This window comes from Microbacterium trichothecenolyticum (genome assembly GCF_041938625.1).
Classification (GTDB): domain Bacteria; phylum Actinomycetota; class Actinomycetes; order Actinomycetales; family Microbacteriaceae; genus Microbacterium; species Microbacterium trichothecenolyticum_D.
The window spans coordinates 4,414,922-4,434,544 of the sequence record NZ_CP169427.1 but is presented as its reverse complement, the minus strand read 5'-3'; the positions used below and the strand labels follow the sequence as shown (position 1 = coordinate 4,434,544).

Sequence of the window (19,623 nt, the reverse complement as noted above, 5' to 3'; positions counted from 1 at the left end):
TCGACTCGCTTCGCTCGCTCAACGAGCGGAGGGGCCGGGGTCGGGCACCCGTCAGGCGTCTGCGCCGCGCTCGGGGCGTTTCGACTCGCTTCGCTCGCTCAACGAGCGGAGGGCCGGGGTCGGGGCGAGGGGCGGGTCAGGCGTCGCTCGCGCAGCGGAAGCCGATGTGCGACATGCCGGTGTCCTCGGCCTGCGGCGAGCGCGCCGCGGGGCGGAAGCGCAGGCAGTAGTCCGGCGAGCACAGGTGCGAGCCGCCCTTGAGCACGCGGCGCGGGACCTGGGGGAAGCCGTCCTGCGCGCTCGCCGCGGCGAGCAGGTTCGCGCGCTTGCCGGCGTCGACGGGCGTGTCCGACAGGCGCAGGTGGCGCGGCGTGTAGTAGTCGGTCGTCCACTCCCACACGTTTCCGGTCATGTCGTACAGCCCGTAGCCGTTGGGCGCGTACGAGCCGACGGGCGCGGCATCCCCGACCCCCTGGTTGTCGTACGGGAACCGCCCGAGCCACGAGTTCGCCTGCGCCACGCCGCCCGGGTACGGCTCGTCGCCCCACGCGAACCGCGCGCCCTCGAGCCCGCCGCGGGCGGCGTACTCGTGCTCTGCCTCGGTCGGCAGCCGCAGGCCCGCCCACTCGGCATAGGCGGTCGCGTCCGCGAACGCGACATGGACGACCGGATGCTGCATCCTCGCGTCGATCGACGACTCGGGTCCGAACGGCCGGCGCCAGGACGCCCCCGGCTGCCACCGCCACCAGTTGCGCCAGTCGCGCAGGTCGACGGGGCCGGGGGTCGGCGTGAACACCATCGCTCCCGGGACGAGGTCGGCGGGATCCGCGCCCTCGAACGCGGCCGGGTCGAGCTCGCGCTCGGCGACCGTGACGTACCCGGTGTCGTCGACGAACGCGGCGTACTGCGCGTTGGTCACGGCGTACCGATCGATGCGGAACGGGGCGACCTCGCGCTCGTGGACGGGCTGCTCGTCGGGGGAGAACTCGTCGGACCCCATGCGGAACACACCGCCGTCGAGGAGCACCTGGTCGTGGGTCGCCGCAGTCACCGCTCCACCGTAGCCCGGGCGCGCGAGACCCCCGAGCTTCGCTGCTCACCTGTCACGAAGTGCAGCCCGACCCGACACATCGTGACAGGTGAGCAGACGAGTGAGGGTCAGAACGAGCCGATGCCCTTGCCGATGAGCGAGACGCCGATGACCAGCAGCAGCACGGCCATGATGACGGCGTTCTCCTTGCCCAGCCACACCCGCAGCGCGTCGAGCGGGCCGCGGAGCTTCTCCGCGGCGATGAGGTACCCCACCACAGGGACGAGGACGGTGGATGCCGCGATCAGCGTGAACACCGCGATCACCAGCACGATCGCCCCGGTGTCGAGGCCGGCCGAGCCGATGTCGACGCCGGCCGCCGCCGCCAGCAGCAGGTTCTTCGGGTTGACCGCCGAGAGGAGGAAGCCGAGGCCGAACGCCCCGGGGAAGGTGACCTTGTCGATCGCCTGCATCCATTTCGGCATGGTGGCCTCCTCGCCCGCCTTCGGCCGCCCGCGCCACTGACGCAGCGCCAGCAGGAGCAGCCCCGCACCCAGCACGAGCTGGATCACTCCGTGGATCGGCTTCGAGTCATCCGCGTCCTGCCCGGGGAGGATCGACGACAGCAGCGTGAACACGGTCACCGCAACCACGATGCCGAGCACCCAGCCGAGGAGGAACCCGACGCTCGTGACCCGCGCCTTCGGCGACAGGAGCATGAGGATCGCCGCGATGACCGGGATCGGGCTGATCGCCACGCCGAGGGCGAGGGGAAGGATCTCTCCGATGACGGCGCCCATGGGCGTCCTCCTGAGGTTGTCGAGCGATACCGGCGTGGCTACCGTATCGGCCGAGCGCGCTCAGACGCCGTTGATCCGGTCGCGCCACTCCAGGAGCGCCTTCACCGGCGCGAGGTCATAGTCGGGCCCGTCGATCGCCGGGACGATCAGCCGGAAACCGAGGTCGTACAGGCGGGACGCAGCATCCGTTCCCTCCAGCAGGGGACCGAAGCCGCGCACCGTGTACCCGGTCGACAGCTCGATGTCGGCAGGGTCGCGGCCCTCGCGCGCGCACCAGTCGTGGAGCACGCCGATCTTGCGGGGCAGGTCGTCCAGCCGCGTGAAGGTGTGCCAGATGTCGGCGTGCTGAGCGACGAGCCGCAGCGTCTTGCGCTCGCCCTGGCCGCCGATGAGGATCGGGATCGGCCTGGTGGGCGGCGGGTTGAGGCGATCCCAGCGGGAGCGGATGCGCGGCAGGTCCGCGGCGAGGTCGTCGAGCCGCGAGCCGACCGTGCCGAATTCGTAGCCGTACGCGTCGTAGTCGGGCTGCGCCCACCCCGAGCCGGTGCCGAAGATGAGCCGGCCGGTCCCCGTCGCGCGGGCGCTGATGTGGTCGACGGTGCGGGCCATGTCGGCCTGCAGGTCGGGATTGCGGTACGAGCTGCAGTTGACCAGCGGACCGAACTCGACGCGCTCGGTCTGCTCGGCCATCGCGGCCAGCACCGTCCACGCCTCGAAGTGCGCAGCCTCGAACGGTTCCGTGAGCGGGAAGAAGTGGTCCCAGTTGAAGACGACGTCGACGCCGAGCTCCTCCGCGCGCAGCACGGCGTCGCGGTAGGCCGTGTACGACCCGTGCTGCGGCGCGAGCTGCACGCCGATCCGCAACGGGCGATGGGCGGACGGATGCTGCGACGCGGTCACCTGCGCGAGTCTTTCAGTTCTTCGGCTCGATGCGGAGCACCTCGGGCGACTCGCCGACGGTGAGATCGTCCACGACCCGCAGGGTGCGGGCGAGGTCGTCGACGCTGCCGATCACGGTGCCGAAGCGCTCGCGGTCGGAGCACACCGCGGTCACCGTGACGAAGTGCGTGCCGGTGTCCCACGTGTACGTGGCGAACGGCGGGGTGCGCGTGTCGGAGGGGAGCGCCATCTCGAGCTTCTCGCCGACGCCGAGATAGGGGTTGCGGAACGACTCGGTGTCGTCGTACTCCATCGGCATCATCGCGCGGGCGGCGCGGAGGTCGTTCGTGGCCTGCTGCACCTGCGCCATCACCACGACGAGCTCGGCGTCGGCCTTCCAGACCCACACCAGCACGCGTCCGGCGGCCCTGCGCATGAGGAACGGCGCAGCCTGGCTCATCGCCCAGGCGGCGAAGCCGTTCCCGGAGCGCGGCTGCCCGCTCGCGGCGCCCGACGACTCGATCGGCGTCGCGCCCGCGGGGCCCACCATCAGACCACCGGCCTGGTTGAGCAGCATCCGTATCGCCGTCTTCCGGTGACGGCGTCCTCGGAAGCCGAGCGACTCGGTCACGGGCACCCAGAGGTTCGGATCGGCGTCTGCCTGCAGTCGGGGCATGCGACCAGGGTACGTGCCGCGACGGGCGCGTTCCTGGGGAGGCCCCGGAAACGCCTCGGGTAGGGTGGAGGCGCGCGGCGCCAGCCGCTGCCGCGCGTCCCCGCCGCACAGACAGGCCCCCAACCCCGTGACCGATCCTGCGACGCCCGACGACACCCGCGCCGACGCCGCGAGTCCTCGCCCCCTGAAGATCCTGTACGGCGCCGACACGTTCCTCCCGCACGTGAACGGCGCCGCCCGCTTCGCGGAGCGCCTCGCCGCCGGCATGGTCGCGCGCGGTCACGAGGTGCACGTCATGGCGCCCAGCAAGAGGCACCGCGACCACGGCACCTTCACCGAGGTCGTCGAGGGCCAGCCGATGACGATGCACCGGCTGCCATCGTGGCGCTGGTATCCGCACGACTGGCTCACGTTCGTGCTGCCGTTCCGCTCGAAGTACTACGCCCGCCGCGTGCTCGACAAGGTGCAGCCCGACGTGGTGCACATCCAATCCCACATCGTGATCGGCCGCGGTCTCACGCGCGAGGCGCGCAAGCGCGGCATCCCCGTCGTCGCGACGAACCACGTGATGGCCGAGAACGTGCTCGACTTCACGGTGCTCCCGCCGTCGTGGACCCAGTACGCGGTCAAGCTCGCGTGGGAGGACGCCGAACGCACGTTCAAGATGACGCGCGCGGTCACGACCCCGACCCGCAAGGCCGCCGAGTTCCTCGAGCGCACGATCGACATCGACGGTGTCATCCCGGTCAGCTGCGGCATCGAAGCCTCGAATTACACGGCCGACCTCACGCCCCGCGACGCGCACCGGCTCGTGTTCGTCGGCCGGCTCACGACCGAGAAGCAGATCGACGTCGTGCTGCGCGCGATCGCGAAGCTCGACCCGGCGCTCGACGTACGGTTCGACATCGTCGGCTCGGGCGACCAGCGCCGCAACCTCGAGCAGCTCGTCGCCGAGCTGGACCTGGGCGACCGTGTGCACTTCCACGGTCACACCACCGACGAGGAGCTGCGCGCGCTGCTCACGAACGCGAGCCTCTTCGTGATCGCCTCGATCGCCGAGCTGCAGTCGATCGCGACCATGGAGGCCATGGCCTCGGGGCTGCCGATCGTCGCCGCCGACGCGGTCGCACTCCCGCACCTCGTGCACGACGGCGAGAACGGGTACCTCTTCCGGCCCGGCGACGTCGACGACCTCGCCGCCAAGCTCACGACCGTGCTGACGCAGGCGCCCGAGGAGCGCGTGCGCATGCAGCGCTGCTCGCTGGAGGGCGTCAAAGTGCACGACATGAAGCGCACGCTCGACACGTTCGAGGCGCTGTACCGCGACGAGCCCCTGCCCGAGTAGGCCGCCGTGCACGTCGTGATGTTCGGCGACCAGCACGCCGAGTCCCTCGGCGGTGCGCAGGTCTCGATGAGGCTGCAGCGCCGCTTCCTCGAGAAGACCGGGCACACCGTCACGATCGTCGCGCCCGCGATGCACGGGCCGCGGGCGCGGGGTGCCGCGGCCGATCGGTCGTACGTCGATCTGCCGTCGATCCCCATCACGGTGGATCGCGAGTACTCGATGTCGTGGCCGGGCCGCCGTACCGATCGATGGTTGGATGCTGCGCTGGCAGGCCGTCCGCCGGTCGACGTCGTGCACATCCAGGGCGACTTCTGGGGTGCGTTCATCGGCGTGCGGTACGCGGAGCGTCACGGTATCCCGATCGTCCACACGATGCACAATCGGCTCGATGTCGGCATCGAGGCGACCACGCCGTTCCCGAAGACCGTGCTGCGGGTGCTGAACGCCTGGCAGCGGCGGGCGCTCGGCCGGGGCGTCGGCGAGTCCGAGCGCGGTCACGACGGCTGGGCGTACCTGCGCCGGTTCGGCGCCCGGGCCGCCGCGATCACCGCGCCGTCGACGCACTTCGCGCGCCGGCTCGAGGCGAACGGCGTCGTGCCCGGCGCGGGGGCGTCGTCGGCCGCCGGCGTGGTCGACGTGATCTGGAACGGCATCGACGACGACGTGCTCGACGAGGTGCTCGCGATGGCGCCCGCCGAGCGGGCTTCCGGGCTGCCGCGGTTCGTGTGGCTCGGGCGCATGAGCCCCGAGAAGCGACTGATGCCCTTCCTCGAGGCGCTCGCCGCGTCGGGCATCGAGGCGGAGGTCGAGGTCATCGGCGGCGGCGGACAGCTGCGCACGGCGCGGCGCCTCGTCGAGAAGCTCCAGCCTCGTGCGGCCGTGATCTTCGCGGGACGGATGCCGTACGCCCAGACTCTGCGGCGCATCGCTGCCGCCGACGCCGTCGTGCAGACCTCGATCGGCTTCGAGACGCAGGGCATGACGATCTTCGAGGCCGCATCGCTCGGCACGCCGTCGGTGGTCAGCGACCCGGATCTGGCGGCCGAGCTCGGCGAGGGCTTCTGGGCGGTCGGCGACGGGGCTACGCCGGACCCGTCGGTCGCCGCGCTGGCGGACGCGCTGCGGGTGGCAGCATCCGATATCTCCGCCGGAACGCCCCGCGTGCCGGACCCGACCATCCGCGAGCGCTTCCGGCAGTCGTCGCGCACTGCGGCGATGGTCGAGGTCTACGCCCGCGTCACCGCCTGACCGAGGATGCAGAAGGGCAGGTCGGCTCCGCGCGAAGCGGCGGACCGACCTGCCCTTTTCGCTATGGGGTCAGGGAAGGCGGGTGCGATCGGTGGGAAGGCGACGGTAACCGTCGTTGCGAAGGGCGGCGATCGTCGATGCGAGGGCCACCGCGGACAGGGCTGCGAGAAGAATCACCATGAACATGGCAGAAACGCTACGCTTGCGGAGGAACTGCCACGAGTGGCAGAATAGCCACGCATCGTAGGAAAACTGCCAGACGCGGAGGTTCTCATGAAAACGGTGGCCTGCATCGTCACGGACGGCTTCGCGCCGTTCGAGTTCGGAGTCGCGTGCGAGGCGTTCGGCCTCGACCGATCCGACGACGGCATCCCGAACTTCGACTTCCGCGTGGTCACGCCGGACCCCGGCGTCGTGCAGTCCAAGATGGGCTTCTCGATCAACGTCGACGCCGATCTGTCCTTCGCGTACGAGGCCGACCTGGTCGTGGTGTCGCCGGTTCCCCACCAGTACTGGGGCAACATCGACGATCGGGTGCTCGATGTCATCCGCGCCGCGGTCGCCCGCGACGCGTGGGTGCTGAGCGTGTGCAGCGGGTCGTTCGTCGTGGCCGCGTCGGGCGTGCTCGACGGCCGGCGCGCGACGACGCACTGGATGTACGCGCAGAGGATGAAGGACATGTACCCGTCCATCGACGTCGACCCCGACGTGCTCTACGTGCAGGACGGCCGCATCATCACGAGTGCCGGCACCGCGGCCGGCCTCGACGCCTGCCTGCACCTGCTGCGCCAAGAGCTCGGCGCCGAGCTGACCAACATCATCGCGCGACGCATGGTGGTGCCGCCGCAGCGCGACGGCGGCCAGGCCCAGTTCATCGCGAACCCGCTGCCCGCCACGACGTCGCTGTCTCTGGCGCCTGTCACCGACTGGATGCTCGACAACCTGCGCCTCGACCTCACCGTCGACCAGTTGGCGACCAAAGCGCACATGTCGCCGCGCACGTTCGCCCGCCGATTCAAGGCCGATTTCGGGGCGACGCCCGCGGCGTGGCTCGCCCGCCAGCGCATCATCCACGCGCAGCGCCTGCTCGAGAAGACCGATCTCGGCCTCGACCGCATCGCGTACGAGAGCGGGTTCGGGTCGGCGGCGGTGCTCCGCCAGAACTTCGCCCGCGTGCTCGGCACGACGCCGACCGCATACCGGTCGCGCTTCGCCTGCCACCTCGACGAGGCGTGCGACCTCGAGACGGCGGATGCCCCCGCCTCCGCCGAAGCGGGAGCCGAGGCATCCGTTCTCGTGTCCGTCGCATAGAGGAGCGGGTGCCGCACCCCTGCGAACGGGTCAGGCCTTCTTGGCGTCGATCTCCTTGCCGTGCACGGTGAGCGCGTAGATCACGAGCACGTCGATCGCGAGGAGCGCGATCGACAGCCACGGCTGCACCGAGATGAGCGTGATCTGGCCGATCGCGTTGATCGCGACGAGCACGATCGCGGTGATGCGGGCCCAGGTCGCGCCCAGGAGCAGGAAGACGCCGACGAGGATCAGCAGGGCGCCGGCGATCAGGTGCCACCAGCCCCAGCCCTGGATGTCGATGGAGAACAGCGCTTCCTGCCCGAGGAAGTAGGCCGTGTCAGGGCCGATGAGGGCCTGGAGGCCGTGGAAAGCGTCGATGGTGCCGCCAACGATCAGCACGACGGCGGCGAAGACGCCCCATCCTGCCCATCCGGAAGTGTTGACGTCGGTGTTGGTCATGGCGAGGGTCCCTTCATGTCGGCCCGGGGAGGCCGTTCAACGCGGGCGGCGTCGCCGCCCGGGCGGGCGTTCCATCCCGCTAGGCGTCACATTAGCGATCCTGGGAGAATCCTGGGAAGAGATCGCTTCATGCATGTCGCGTGAATTGCACCGGATGACTCCGCGCGTCGGCGATGACCCCTCCGGGGAGGGCGAGGCCTTCGCTAGCGTGTGACGCGTGGGGTTCGATCCGAGGACATGGTTCTCCCGTAAGACGTTGCGCAAAGACGCCGTCGCGGGCGTGATCCTCGGCGTCGAGGCGGTGCCCGATGGACTTGCGGCGGGGCTCCTCGCCGGGGTCAACCCGCTCGCCGGCCTCTACGGCTACCTCTTCGGCATGGTCGGGGCGGCGGTGCTCACGAGCAGCGCGTTCATGGCGGTGCAGGCGACGAGCGCGATGGCCCTCGTCGTCTCGGACGCGGGGCTCGAGACGCTTCCGAATCCCGACCGCGGGCTCTTCACGCTCGCGATCCTGACCGGCATCATCATGGTCATCGCGGGCCTCCTGCGGGGCGGCAGGCTCATCAGCTTCGTGCCGACGGCGGTCATGACGGGGTTCGTCACGGCGATCGGGGTCAACATCATCCTCGGCCAGCTGTCGAACTTCACGGGCTATCAGGCGGAGGGGGCGAACCGTCTGCTGAAGACCATCGACGTGCTCGTGCACGTCGGGCAGTGGAACATTCCGTCGCTGGTCGTCGGCGTGATCGCCGTGCTCATCATCGTGGTGCTCCTGCCGACCCGCGTCGGGAGCATGGGCCTCGTCATCGCCGTGGTGGTGGGCTCGGCGTGCGCGGTGCTGCTGAACCTGTGGGTGCAGGACTCGGTTGCGCTACTGCGCGACATCGTCGATGTGCCTCGCGGCCTGCCGGCGCCGGTGCTGCCCAGCATCGCCGACGCGCCGAACCTGCTGATCCCCGCGCTGTCGCTGACGTTCATCGGGCTCGTGCAGGGTGCGGCCGTGTCGGCCGGCATCCCGACCGCCGACGGCAAGCGCGCCGACGCGAACCGCGACTTCATGGGGCAGGGGCTCGGCAACGTCGTGTCGGGGCTGTTCCAGGGCATGCCGGTCGGCGGGTCGATGTCGGGGTCGTCGCTCATCGTGCAGGCGGGGGCGAAGACGCGGCTCTCGCTCTTCGTCGCGGGCGCCGTCATGGCGGTCGTCGTGTTCCTCCTTGCGGACGTCGTCGCCTTCGTGGCGATGCCGGCGCTCGCGGGCCTGCTGATCGTCGTCGGCTGGCGCGCGATCAAGCCCAGCCGGGTGTACTCGGTGATCAAGTCGGGGGCGCTGCCGACGACGATCATGGCCGTCACCTTCGGGCTCACCTTGATCATCCCGCTGCAGTTCGCGGTCCTGGTCGGCGTCGGTCTCGGCGTCATCCTGTACGTTGCCGAGCAGTCGAACAGCGTGCGCGTCCGGGCGGTGCGCGTCATGGACGACGGGCGCATGCGCGAGACCGATCCGCCCGCCGTGGTCCCACCGGGCGAGGTGCTCGTGCTGCAGCCGTACGGCAGCCTCTTCTTCGCGAGTGCGCCGGTGTTCGAGCGTCAGCTGCCCGACGTCAGTCGCGAGTCGAGCGGCTCGGTGGTCATCGTGCGCCTGCGCGGTACCGACGAGATCGGGCTCTCGCACGTCGAGGTGCTGCGTCGTTTCGCGGCCGAGCTGCGCGACGCCGACTCGACCCTCAAGGTCGTCGCCACCGAGGATCGCGTCCTCTCCCAGCTCGAGGCCGGCGGGCTCACCGCCGACATCGGCGGTGACAACGTCTACCGCGGCACCGAGTGGGTGGGCGAGGGGCTGCGCCGCGCCTACGCCGACGCCCGGGCGGAGGTCGAGGGCTAGCGCCCATTGCTCCTCGGAGGGGCCACTGGTAAACTTGAGCCATTACGACTCAACTTTTACGAACACGTTGACGCCCACGGATTTCAGGAGACACATGAACGCCACGCAACAGCCCGGGCAGGAGGACGCGCAGAGCGCCCTCGAGCAGTTCGGGATCAATCTCACCGACCGAGCCCGCCAGGGCAAGCTCGACCCCGTCATCGGGCGAGACAGCGAGATCCGGCGGGTCAGCCAGGTGCTGACCCGCCGCACCAAGAACAACCCCGTCCTCATCGGCGAGCCCGGCGTCGGCAAGACCGCCGTCGTCGAGGGCCTCGCCCAGCGCATCGTCGCGGGCGATGTCGCCGAGTCGCTCAAGAACAAGGAGCTCGTCACCCTCGACATCTCCGCCCTCGTCGCCGGTGCGATGTACCGCGGCCAGTTCGAGGAGCGCCTCAAGAGCGTGCTCAAGGAGATCACCGAGTCCGACGGCCGCATCATCACGTTCATCGACGAGTTGCACGTCCTCATGGGCGCGGGCGGCGGCGAGGGCTCGGTGGCGGCATCCAACATGCTCAAGCCCATGCTCGCCCGCGGCGAGCTGCGCCTCATCGGCGCGACCACGCTGAACGAGTACCGCGAGTTCATCGAGAAGGATGCTGCGCTCGAACGCCGCTTCCAGCAGGTCTATGTCGGCGAGCCCAGCGTCGAAGACACCGTCGCGATCCTGCGCGGACTCAAGGAGCGGTACGAGGCCCACCACAAGGTGGCGATCGCCGACGCAGCGCTCGTGGCCGCAGCATCCCTCAGCCATCGCTACATTCCGTCGCGACAGCTTCCCGACAAGGCGATCGACCTGATCGACGAGGCCGCGTCGCGCCTGCGCATGGAGATCGACTCGGCGCCGCTCGAGATCGACGAGCTGCGCCGCCACGTCGACCGCCTCAAACTCGAGGAGCTCGCCCTCAAGAAGGAGAAGGACGACGCCTCGAAGGAGCGCCTCGCTGCGCTCCGCGAGACGCTCGCGGGCGAGCAGGCGCGGCTCGCCGAGCTGCAGGGCCGGTGGGAGCGCGAGCGTGCGTCGCTCAACCGCGTCGGCGACCTCAAGACCAAGCTCGACGCCGCCCGCATGGAGGCCGAGCGCGCGCAGCGCGAGGGCAATCTCGAGAAGGCGTCGCGCCTGCTGTACGCCGAGATCCCCGCGCTCGAGCGTCAGCTCATCGAGGCCGAGCGCGAAGAGCCGGCCGGCGACCGCATGGTCAACGAGCAGGTCACCGACGAAGACATCGCTGCGGTCATCGCGGCGTGGACCGGCATCCCGGTCGGTCGGCTGCTGCAGGGCGAGACCGAGAAGCTGCTGCACCTCGAGGCCGAGCTGGGCAAGCGCCTGATCGGGCAGAAGGACGCCGTGAAGGCGGTATCGGATGCTGTGCGCCGCTCTCGTGCGGGCATCAGCGACCCGGGTCGCCCGACGGGCTCGTTCCTGTTCCTCGGCCCGACCGGCGTCGGCAAGACCGAGCTCGCTAAGGCGCTCGCGGAGTTCCTCTTCGACGACGAGCACGCCATGGTGCGCATCGACATGTCGGAGTACGGCGAGAAGCACTCGGTGTCGCGCCTGGTCGGCGCCCCTCCCGGCTACATCGGGTACGAGCAGGGCGGCCAGCTCACCGAGGCCGTGCGCCGGCGTCCGTACTCGGTCGTGCTTCTCGACGAGGTCGAGAAGGCGCACCCCGAGGTCTTCGACGTGCTGCTGCAGGTCATGGATGACGGGAGGTTGACGGATGGACAGGGTCGCACGGTCGACTTCACGAACGTCATCCTGATCCTCACGTCGAACCTGGGCTCGCCGATCCTCATCGACCCGACCCTGTCGACCGAGCAGAAGCGCGACGCCGTCATGGCGATCGTGCGACAGGCGTTCAAGCCGGAGTTCCTCAACCGCCTCGACGACATCGTGATGTTCTCGGCGCTCAGCGAGGACGATCTTGCGCAGATCGTGGAGCTCGCGGTCGACGCGCTGCAGCGACGCCTGAAGGACCGCCGCCTGACGCTCGCCGTGACCCCCGACGCACGGGCCTGGCTCGCCGAGCGCGGCTACGACCCGGTGTTCGGTGCACGGCCGCTGCGCCGCCTCATCCAGTCCGAGATCCAGGACCGTCTCGCGATGGCACTCCTGTCGGGCCGCGTGCGCGACGGCGACGTGGTGCGAGTGGACGTCGCGGCCGACGGCTCCTCGCTGGTGCTGACGAGCGACGGCCCGCCCGCGCCGGTGGCCGAGGACGACGACGTGATCGAGGCGGAGCTCCTCGACGACTGACGCCCGGCCTGGGTCGCCATTGCAGGTTTGGGGCGCATTCTCTCCGTTGGGGCGGAGATTCTGCGCCCCAACGGAGTAAATGCGCCCCGAACCCAGGATGACCTGGGGATGCGGAAACGGATCCGGGGTGGATCAGTCGTTCACGAGCACCGAGTCGGCGACGGGGCGGCGCACGCGCGGGGCGTTCTCACGCGCCTGGAGCTCGTCGGAGGCCGTGCGGATGTCGCCGAGCTCGCCGATCGCCATGACGGTGACGGGGGTGAAATCGGCGCTGAGGCCGAAGCCGGCGGTGATGGCGTCGCGGTCGAAGCCGCCCATCTGGTGCGTCGACAGACCGTCGGCGTGAGCCTGTACGGTGAAGTGCGCCGCGACCTGGCCGGTGTCGTACTGGGCCCAGCGCAGGGGCTCGCCGTCGCGCGAGGTCTCGGCGACGAAGACGACGAGCGCGGCGGCGTCGCCCGCCCACGCGCTGTTGAAGCCGGCGAGCGAACCGAGAACGGTCGCGTGCGCGGCCGAGCCGCGGCGGGCGACGATGACGCGCCAGGCCTGCGTGTTGGCGGCGGTGGGCGTCCAGCGGGCGGCCTCGAGCGCGCTCGCGAGGGCGGCTTCGTCGATGACCGACTCGCGGTCGAAGATGCGGGTGCTCCAGCGCTCGGCGAGCACGTCGATGATGGGCGCGTCCGTCTCGGCGGTGCGGGTGGTGAGAGTGGACATGGGCTGCTCCTCTGGGGTCGAGCGATTTCTGCCGGGACCCCGTCGGCCCAGATCCATGCAACGACATGGACCTGAGAACATTCCCTCTCTGACCTCCCGTGTCGCCGGCCGGCCCGTGAGAGCATCGACCCGTGCGCACCGTCCGTGCTCTGTGGGGTTCTTCGCATCCGGGGCCGACGCTCGTCGTGACCGCGCTCGCTCTCGCGCTCGGCATCGCGACGGGGCTCGAGGCATGGCGGCTCGTGCTCCTGACCACGTCGGTGTTCGCGGGGCAGCTGTCGGTGGGCATCTCGAACGACGCCCTCGACGCGGCGCGCGATCGCGCGGTGGGGCGCACCGACAAGCCGATCGCGCGCGGGGACGTGTCAGCGCGGGTCGCCTGGGGTGCGGCGCTCGGCCTGCTGGGTTCGGCTCTGGTTCTCTCGGTGCCATTGGAATGGCGGATGCTGGCAGCCCACGCCCTCGCCCTCGGTTCAGCGTGGGCCTACAACGCGGGACTGAAGTCGACCCCGTGGTCGATCGTGCCGTTCCTGGTGAGCTTCGGGATCTTCCCGTCGCTCGCCACACTGTCGGCCCCCGACCCGGCGTTCGCGGCCTGGTGGGCGTGGGTCGCCGGCGCCGCGCTCGGCGCCGCCGTGCACCTGACGAACGTGCTGCCCGACCTCGACGACGATGCCCGCACCGGGGTGCGCGGCCTGCCGCACCGCCTGGGGCCGCGGGTGTCGGCGATCGTCGCGGCGCTCGCCGTCGTGGGGGGTGCGGTCGCGGTGCTGCTCGGGGCTGCCGGCGGAGACCTCGCCGCCGTGTCGCCGGTGTCGTGGGTCTTCTTCGGGGCCGTCGTCGCGGTGGCCGGGGCGACCGCGTGGCGCGCGATGGCGCGGCCGCCGACGCGGACGCTGTTCCGGCTCGTGATGCTGGCGGCGCTGCTCCTGGCGGCCCAGCTCGTGGCGTCAGGCAGCGCGTTCGTCGCCTGACGCGTCGGCGCGGTCGTGGTTCTGACCGTGCGGGCAGCGGGGCGCGGCATCCGTTCCCGGCTGGTCATCCGGGTTCGGGGCGCATCTCGCGCGCCCCAAGGGCACGCCGTGCGCCCACACCCCGGGCAACGCCGGGCTCAGGCGCCGACACCCGGGGAACGCCGGGATCAGGCGTCGAAGTCGAAGCCCATCGAGTAGGCGCGGGCGAACAGCCGGGCCGACGGGCCGGCGAGCATCGCGCGCACGGTCGCGCGCCGCAGCGCGTCGCCGCGACCGCTCGGACGGCCGAGCGCGGTGTTCACGCTCGCGAGCGCGGCCGCGCGCCGCGCTGACTGGACGCGACGGGCCTCCCACCGCAGCAGCCCGGTGTCGGGCGCTCGGCCGGTGCGCGTCCAGGAGGCGAGGAGCGGCGCCAGCGTCACCGCGTCGAGCAGGCCGAGGTTCATCCCCTGCCCGCCGATGGGGCTGACTTCGTGGGCCGTGTCTCCGATCGCGAAGACACGGCCGTGGCGCAGTCGGGGCGCGACCACTCGGCGCACGCCGAACGACGTCGCCGTCGACACCGCGTCGGCCGCCGCCCCCTCCCCGCGACGAGCCAGCGCGTCGCGCAGCCGCCGTACGCGGTCCTCGGGCTCGTCGCCGGCACCCGGCGGGTCCCATGCGACGAACCGCCGTCGGCCGCCCGGCAATGGGAAGGACTCGAGCACGCCGTCGGGATCGAGGTGGATCACCGCGAGCTCGGCGTCGGCGTCGGCGGCAGCATCCGTCATCAGATACCGGTCGCGATAGTCACGCGCAGGCACGGCCCCCGGACGGTAGACGAGATCGCGTGCCGCGCCTCCGCCGGCGACGACGACGATGCGGCTCTCGGACTCGACGGGGCGGCCGAGGATCCCCGCCCGCACGACCACCGAATCCCGGCGCGGGATCACCGCGAGCACGTACGCGCCGCGCAGCGGCTCCGGAGCGGCGGCGCCGAGGACGGACTCGGTGCTCGCCTGCGGCAGGGTCGCCACGAAGGGGAAGCGCGCCGACAGCACATCGAAGTGCACGGTGCCGAGCAGCCGGCCTCGCGACCGGGCTTGGCCGCGTCGCACGCGCACCGCCTCGGCGAGCAGGCGGTCCGTGAGACCGGACGGTTCGAGCGCGGCCAGGACGGGGGAGTGGATGCCGATGGCCCGGGTGCCGTCGCCGACAGCGGGTCTCCGCTCGAGGAGTTCGACGTCGACGCCGCGGCGGGCGAGCTCGCCGGCCAGCAGCATCCCGACCGGTCCGGCGCCGACGACGGTGACGTCACGCACGGCCACGCGCCACGGCCACGAGCCGGAACGGCACCGGGCGCTCCACCGACCAGACCCCGGGGTCGTCGCCCTTGAGTGCGGCCGTGAGCTCCGTCCGCGTGTAGCTGCGGCGGATCGAGCGGAGGCCGTCGGTGCGGAGGAACGTGCCGCGCTGGAAGGGTGTGATGCCCACGGCGTAGAGCCCGTACGCGAGGCGCGAGCGGGCGATATCGCTGTGCAGCACGATGCCGCGCGAAAGCGCGAGGGACTCCTCGGCGAAGTGCCCGAGGTCGTCGCCGAGGTGATGGAGCACGTGGTTCGACAGCACCGCGTCGTACGTGAGCCCCTCGGCGACGAGGGTGGCAGCATCCGCTCTCCGGAAGGTCGCCCCGGGGATCGGCGTGCGTGCCACGGCGACCTCGTGCGCACGCAGGTCGGGGTCGATGCCGGTCCAGGTCACGTCGAGTCCGTCGCGCCGGGCGGCTGCGGCGAGGCGGGCGACGAGGTCTCCGCCGCCGGACCCGATGTCGAGCACATGCGCCGGTCGGCCGAGCGCGGCCAGGTGAGTGCGCAGCCGTCCGCGGTACACGACACCCCAGCCCGACACCAGGCGGTTGACCGTGCCGAAGCGCACGAGCGTGGCGCGCAGCAGGTCCGGGTCGCAGGCCGGATCGTCCATGAGCTCGGCGAGCCGGTCGTCGCGGACGGCGAGGCTCATGCCGGCACCGCCCTCACGCGGAGGCCGCCAGGGCGAGGTCGGCGTCGTCGGCGGTCGCGAAGGCCGGGCGGCGCCGGGTCATGAGCGCCGACTCGACGGTGAGGCCCGGGCCGAAGGCGAGCCCGGCGATGCGCGCGCCATCGGGGACGTCGTCGTCGCGCAGCAGCGACGCGAGGATGAACAGGATCGTCGCGCTCGACATGTTTCCGAAGTCGCGCAGCACGGCGCGCGACGCCGCGAGGGCCTCCGGCGCGAGGTCGAGTCCGGTCTCGACGCGATCGAGCACACTCCGCCCGCCGGGATGCACCGCCCACACCTCGGGCCGAGCGTCGTCGCCCAGGAATCGCCCCACCGCACCCTGGATCTCGCGGCCGATGATGCGCGGCACCTCGGCCGACAGGATCATCTCGAACCCGTTGTCGCCGATCGTCCAGACCATGTCCGTCTCGCCCTCCTCGGTGAGGGCGGTGCCGAACCTGTCGAGGTCGAGTCCCCCGGGGTTCCCGACGGACGGGTCGGCGGTGACGATCGCCGCTGCCGCGCCGTCGGCGAAGACCGAGGACGCGACGATCTGCTGCGGATCGTTCGAAGGCCGCAGGTGCAGCGTGCACAGCTCGGTGCACACGACGAGCACCACGGCGTCCGGCCGCGTCGCCGCCAGCGCCGACGCGACCCGCAGTGCCGGCAGCGCCGCCGCGCACCCGATGAAACCGAGGTGGCACCGCTCGACCGTCGGGCTGAGGCCGAGATCGCGCACGAGTCGGTAGTCGGGGCCCGGCGCGAAAAGTCCGGTGCACGAGACGGTCACCACGTGGGTCACGGCCGAGGGATCGACGCCGCCGTCGGCCAGGGCGTTGCGTGCGGCGGCGGCCGTGAGTTCCGGCGCCGCTGCGATGAAGCGCTCGTTGCGCGCGCCCGTGGTGGGGGAGAGGAGCCGCCCTTTCCCGTCGACGAAGGCGGCGGGCACGGGCGCGGGCGCCGGGCCCGTCACGAACTCCGACAGCACGGTGTGCCGCTGCGCGATCGCCGACGCGTCGAACACCGCGTGGATCTGTCGCCGCGCCAGCCGATCAGCTCCCTCCTGAGCCGCGAAGATGTCGCGCGCGACCTCCTGCGCGATGCGCGTGGGCGGAACAGCTGTGCCGATCGAGACGATGCGGGCCGTCATGGAGCAACCTAAGCATGCTCGGGCCCCGCAGGGCACGACCTTGCCGGAATCCGGGGCGTCGGGTACCGCACGGCCAACCCGCCATCTTCTCGTCGAACCCAGGCGTTCCGGCCCAGACCGAGGACGTCGTTCTCGGTCTCGGAGAGAATCCCCGGTCTCGCGGATCGGCGCTGCGGGGACGGATGCTGCGGCCCGAGGAGAAACGGATGCCTCGGCCCACACCCTGCGCGGCGGGCCGAAGCATCCTGGCCTTCAGCCGGCGGCAGCCTCGCTGTGCGCGTGGGGCAGCTCTCGCATGAACCAGAAGGGTGCGATCACCACGAACAGGCAGGCGAGCAGCTGGCCGGCGGCGGCGATCCACAGCGTCGGGACCACACCGAGCCACGTCCCCAGTGCCCCGGACAGGAGTGCGGCGACCGGCATGACGCCCCACACGACGAACCGGACGGACGCGTTCATGCGCCCCAGCAGTCGTGCCGGCGTGATGCGCTGGCGGAACGTCACCTGAGTGATGTTGTAGAGCAGCACGGTGAAGCTCGAGACGAAGAACTGCGCGACCAGCAGCGGGAAGGCCACCGCGGGCACGAGGGCGGCGACCGGGAGGAGCGACGCCGCGACGCTCATGGCGATCGCGCTCACCGGGATGGCGCGCGCCTCGCCGATCCACCGCACGATGTGCGGAGTGGCGATTGCGCCGACGAAGCCTCCGATCGCGCCGAGCGAGAACACGAGGCCCATCGACTCCGGGCTGAAGCCCAGCTCGCGCAGCAGGAAGATCGGCAGCATCGTCATCGCGATGGTGTTGAAGAAATTCCCGGTGGCCGTGAACCCGACGATGCGGCGCAGCAGCTTCTCGGTGAAGACGAACTTCAGCCCCTCGCGGATCTCGTGCAGGATCGGGGCGCGGTCCTCGGCCGCGCGGCGCTCCTCGTGGTCGCGGGTGAGCAGCAGCGCGATGAGCGAGACGACGTAGGTGCCGACGGTGGCGAGGATCGCGAACGGCGCCGTGAGCACGCCGATGAGCCAGCCGCCGATGCCGGGGCCGGCGATGTTGGCGAGCTCGTACGTCGACTGGAGCTTGCCGTTCGCCTCGGCGATCTGGTTCGGCCGGACCAGTGACGGGATGATGCTCTGGTAGGACACGTCGAAGAACACGGTCGCGACGCCCATGATCAGGGCGACGGCGAAGACGTGCCACATCTGCAGAGCGCCCGCCCACCACAGCAGCGGAAGCGATGCGAGGGCGACCGCCCGCACGCCGTCGGCCCAGATCATGACGTGCCGCTTGCGCATGCGGTCGATCCAGGCGCCGGCAGGAAGCCCGATCACGAGGAACGCCGCGACGTTCGCGGCGTTGAGCACGCCCACCTCGAACTCGCTCGCGTTCAGCAGCAGCACGGCGAGGACGGGGATCGCGAGCTCGGTGATCTGCGCGCCGAACTGGCTGGATGCCTGGCCCGCCCACAGCGTCAGGAAGTTGGCATCGCGCCACAGGGATCCTCTGGCTGCCCCCGGGAGCGTCGGTGCCTTGTGCAGAGCCTGATCCGCCTCGGCCGCCTCGTCGACGCGAGACCGTGGGCCGGATGCCTCGGCCTGCGCCTCCACAAGCACGGCGTCGTCGACGTCCTCGGCCTCACGGACCTCGTCTGATTGAGACATGCCAATCAGTGTGCGTCACTGATTGAGATCTGTCAATCACTCGGGATATGCTGGCCTCGTGGCCGACCAGTCCGAGGAGCGGATCGAGCTTCGCCCGGGGGATCCCGAGGCGGAGGCGCGCATGCGCGCCCTGAGCTCGCCGCTGCGCCTGCGGGTGCTGCGGCTGTGCGCGTTCGAGTCGCGCACGAACAAGGAGCTCGCCCAGCTGCTCGGCGTGAACCCGGGCACGATGCTGCACCACGTCCGCACGCTCGTGCAGACCGGCTACCTCGCGGCCGAGGCCGAGCGCACCGGCGCCCAGGGTGCGCGCGAGGTGCCGTATCGCGCGACCGGGCTCTCGTGGCGCACGTCGATGCCCGGCGGGTCGCCGGTGCTGATCGAGACCTTCCTGCAGCAGATCGAGGGCGTCGACCCCGAGGACCTCGACGCCACGTGGATGGGGTTGAAGCTCACCCCCGACCACCTGCACGAGTTCCGGCAGCGGCTGTACGAGCTCGTCAACGAGTTCAAGGAGCGCGGTCCCGACCCCGACGGCGAGACATATTCGTTCTTCAGCACGCTCCACCCCGACGAGAACCCGCCCGCCCTCTCCTGACGCGGGTTCTTGCGGTTCGCAGAAGGCCGCGAGAACTTCTCCGGATGACGGATGCTGCGGCCCGCGGCATCCGTCATAGCGTGAAGCCATGACCACCGCGACGGCCGACCTCTACGACGAACGCGGCGACGAGCTCGACTCGCTCGCGCTGCAGCTGCACGACCTCGGCGGGCGCGTCGCGTTCGACGGGCCGATCCGCACCGTGCGGTGCCACCGCGACAACGCGCTGGTGAAGGCGGTGCTCGCCACCCCGGGCGAGGGGGCTGTGCTCGTGATCGACGGCGGCGGATCGCTCGAATCGGCGCTGGTGGGAGATCTCATCGCGGCGTCCGCGGTCGAGAACGGGTGGGCGGGGCTCATCGTGCACGGCGCGATCCGCGATCGGGTCGCGATCGGCGAGCTCGACCTCGGGGTCAAGGCGCTCGGATCGAACCCGCGCAAGAGCGCGAAGGCCGGCGTCGGCGAGGTCGACGAGCCGGTTGTCATCGCAGGCGTGGCGTTCGCGCCCGGCAAGCACGTGTGGGCCGACGCCGACGGGGTGCTCGTCGAGCGCTGACGGGGCGCGCGGCGAGGGGTGGTGCGCACGGCGCGGGGCGCTCGTAGGGTG

Annotated in this window: 18 protein-coding genes; 8 read left to right on the top strand and 10 right to left on the bottom strand. The window is 71.1% G+C overall.

Annotated elements, in window-relative coordinates; all coding sequences use genetic code 11:
- Window positions 1-136 precede the first annotated feature (136 nt).
- The 4 genes from ACEYYH_RS20465 to ACEYYH_RS20450 form a co-directional block, all read right to left on the bottom strand.
- The gene (locus ACEYYH_RS20465; RefSeq protein ID WP_374976125.1) at window positions 137-1,051 is read right to left on the bottom strand and encodes a formylglycine-generating enzyme family protein; all 915 of its coding nucleotides are present in this window, start codon (window positions 1,049-1,051) and stop codon (window positions 137-139) included.
- A 107-nt stretch (window positions 1,052-1,158) separates the two neighbouring features.
- The gene (locus ACEYYH_RS20460; protein ID WP_374976124.1) at window positions 1,159-1,830 is read right to left on the bottom strand and encodes a GAP family protein; all 672 of its coding nucleotides are present in this window, start codon (window positions 1,828-1,830) and stop codon (window positions 1,159-1,161) included.
- A gap of 60 nt (window positions 1,831-1,890) precedes the next feature.
- Entirely contained in the window at window positions 1,891-2,730 is an 840-nt protein-coding gene (locus tag ACEYYH_RS20455) for an LLM class F420-dependent oxidoreductase (RefSeq protein WP_374976123.1), read from the bottom strand.
- Window positions 2,731-2,743: 13 nt separating this feature from the next.
- Window positions 2,744-3,385, bottom strand: coding sequence for a hypothetical protein (locus tag ACEYYH_RS20450; RefSeq protein ID WP_374976122.1), 642 nt, complete (start codon window positions 3,383-3,385; stop codon window positions 2,744-2,746).
- Window positions 3,386-3,512: 127 nt separating this feature from the next.
- Here ACEYYH_RS20450 and ACEYYH_RS20445 point away from each other — a divergent pair, with 127 nt between their 5' ends.
- The 3 genes from ACEYYH_RS20445 (at window position 3,513) to ACEYYH_RS20435 (ending at window position 7,289) form a co-directional block, all read left to right on the top strand.
- Window positions 3,513-4,730: a glycosyltransferase gene (locus ACEYYH_RS20445; RefSeq protein WP_374976121.1), complete on the top strand. Its 1,218-nt coding sequence runs from the start codon at window positions 3,513-3,515 to the stop codon at window positions 4,728-4,730.
- Window positions 4,731-4,736: 6 nt separating this feature from the next.
- Window positions 4,737-5,978 carry a glycosyltransferase gene (locus ACEYYH_RS20440; RefSeq protein ID WP_374976120.1) on the top strand — a complete coding sequence of 414 codons (1,242 nt, stop codon included), beginning with the start codon at window positions 4,737-4,739 and terminating at the stop codon, window positions 5,976-5,978.
- Between the two features lie 273 nt (window positions 5,979-6,251).
- Window positions 6,252-7,289, top strand: a complete 1,038-nt coding sequence (locus tag ACEYYH_RS20435; protein WP_374976119.1) for a GlxA family transcriptional regulator — start codon at window positions 6,252-6,254, stop codon at window positions 7,287-7,289.
- A gap of 30 nt (window positions 7,290-7,319) precedes the next feature.
- Here ACEYYH_RS20435 and ACEYYH_RS20430 read toward each other — a convergent pair whose 3' ends face one another.
- On the bottom strand, window positions 7,320-7,730 hold the full coding sequence (locus ACEYYH_RS20430) for a hypothetical protein (RefSeq protein ID WP_116196942.1): 411 nt from the start codon (window positions 7,728-7,730) through the stop codon (window positions 7,320-7,322).
- Window positions 7,731-7,947: 217 nt separating this feature from the next.
- Here ACEYYH_RS20430 and ACEYYH_RS20425 point away from each other — a divergent pair, with 217 nt between their 5' ends.
- Together ACEYYH_RS20425 and ACEYYH_RS20420 are read left to right on the top strand one after the other, a co-directional pair.
- Complete coding sequence (locus tag ACEYYH_RS20425; protein ID WP_374976118.1) at window positions 7,948-9,612, top strand: SulP family inorganic anion transporter; 1,665 nt, start codon at window positions 7,948-7,950, stop codon at window positions 9,610-9,612.
- 94 nt (window positions 9,613-9,706) lie between these two features.
- Entirely contained in the window at window positions 9,707-11,908 is a 2,202-nt protein-coding gene (locus tag ACEYYH_RS20420) for an ATP-dependent Clp protease ATP-binding subunit (RefSeq protein ID WP_374976117.1), read from the top strand.
- A gap of 132 nt (window positions 11,909-12,040) precedes the next feature.
- Here the strand turns inward: ACEYYH_RS20420 and ACEYYH_RS20415 are convergent, their stop codons facing one another.
- Window positions 12,041-12,622 (bottom strand): nitroreductase family protein, encoded by a 582-nt coding sequence (locus ACEYYH_RS20415; RefSeq protein WP_374976116.1) that lies wholly within the window; start codon window positions 12,620-12,622, stop codon window positions 12,041-12,043.
- A 131-nt stretch (window positions 12,623-12,753) separates the two neighbouring features.
- Here ACEYYH_RS20415 and ACEYYH_RS20410 point away from each other — a divergent pair, with 131 nt between their 5' ends.
- Entirely contained in the window at window positions 12,754-13,596 is an 843-nt protein-coding gene (locus tag ACEYYH_RS20410; protein WP_374976115.1) for a UbiA family prenyltransferase, read from the top strand.
- Window positions 13,597-13,763: 167 nt separating this feature from the next.
- Here the strand turns inward: ACEYYH_RS20410 and ACEYYH_RS20405 are convergent, their stop codons facing one another.
- From ACEYYH_RS20405 to ACEYYH_RS20390, 4 genes are all read right to left on the bottom strand, one after another.
- The gene (locus ACEYYH_RS20405) at window positions 13,764-14,897 is read right to left on the bottom strand and encodes an FAD-dependent oxidoreductase (RefSeq protein ID WP_374976114.1); all 1,134 of its coding nucleotides are present in this window, start codon (window positions 14,895-14,897) and stop codon (window positions 13,764-13,766) included.
- Window positions 14,890-15,594, bottom strand: a complete 705-nt coding sequence (locus ACEYYH_RS20400; protein WP_374976113.1) for a methyltransferase domain-containing protein — start codon at window positions 15,592-15,594, stop codon at window positions 14,890-14,892. Before ACEYYH_RS20400 ends, ACEYYH_RS20405 begins: the two co-directional genes overlap by 8 nt.
- Before the next feature lie 13 nt (window positions 15,595-15,607).
- Window positions 15,608-16,762: a type III polyketide synthase gene (locus tag ACEYYH_RS20395; protein WP_374976112.1), complete on the bottom strand. Its 1,155-nt coding sequence runs from the start codon at window positions 16,760-16,762 to the stop codon at window positions 15,608-15,610.
- A 252-nt stretch (window positions 16,763-17,014) separates the two neighbouring features.
- Entirely contained in the window at window positions 17,015-18,421 is a 1,407-nt protein-coding gene (locus tag ACEYYH_RS20390; RefSeq protein ID WP_374976111.1) for an MFS transporter, read from the bottom strand.
- 58 nt (window positions 18,422-18,479) lie between these two features.
- Between ACEYYH_RS20390 and ACEYYH_RS20385 the strand changes: the two genes are divergently transcribed.
- Both ACEYYH_RS20385 and rraA read left to right on the top strand, forming a co-directional pair.
- Entirely contained in the window at window positions 18,480-19,016 is a 537-nt protein-coding gene (locus ACEYYH_RS20385) for an ArsR/SmtB family transcription factor (RefSeq protein ID WP_374976110.1), read from the top strand.
- Between the two features lie 88 nt (window positions 19,017-19,104).
- Window positions 19,105-19,572 carry a ribonuclease E activity regulator RraA gene (gene rraA / locus ACEYYH_RS20380; RefSeq protein ID WP_374976109.1) on the top strand — a complete coding sequence of 156 codons (468 nt, stop codon included), beginning with the start codon at window positions 19,105-19,107 and terminating at the stop codon, window positions 19,570-19,572.
- Window positions 19,573-19,623 lie beyond the last annotated feature (51 nt).